We start from the raw sequence: 698 nt of genomic DNA, 5'->3' as shown, positions 1-698 counted from the left end.
TCGCTGGCCTTCGACACCATCTATGCGGAAGGCCAGCGGCGCTATGTCGAGTCGCTTTCGGCCTACGCACGGCAGTTCCTGTCGATGATGGAAAAGCCCGATATCGACCATATCGAGGGCCTGTCGCCGGCGATCTCCATCGAGCAGAAGGCGGCCAGCCACAACCCGCGCTCGACGGTGGGCACGGTGACCGAGATTCACGACTACCTGCGCCTGATGTATGCCCGGGTGGGCACGCCGCGCTGCCCCGAGCACGGCGAGGAACTCGACGCCCAGACGGTCTCGGAGATGGTCGACACGGTGCTCAACCTGCCCGAGGGCAGCAAGCTGATGCTGCTCGCGCCCATTGTGCGTGACCGCAAGGGCGAGCATTTGCAGGTGTTGCAGGAGCTGCGCGCCCAGGGATTCGTGCGCGCGCGTGTCAACGGCGAAGTCATCGACCTGGACGATGAGCTGCCGGCGCTCGAGCTGCGCAAGAAACACACCATCGAGGCGGTCGTCGATCGCTTCAGGGTGCGCGAAGCTACCGGGTCGGAGTCCGGAGCAGGCCTGGCCCAGCGCCTGGCCGAAAGCTTCGAGACGGCGCTGGCGCTCGCCGATAGCCTGGCAATCGTTGCGCCCATCGAAGATGACAGCGACATCGAACAGATGCTGTTCTCGGCGCGCTACGCCTGCCCGGTGTGCGACTACAGCCTGTC

General features: G+C 65.3%; 1 pseudogene. It reads left to right on the top strand.

The features are described from left to right. Positions 1 to 698: pseudogene (locus tag ACEWQZ_RS00110) on the top strand (excinuclease ABC subunit UvrA); the annotation flags it as partial.

The organism is Wenzhouxiangella sp. YN1 (assembly GCF_056324145.1).
The sequence above is the reverse complement of the archived record's forward strand: the minus strand, read 5'-3'. Positions and strand labels throughout refer to the sequence as shown.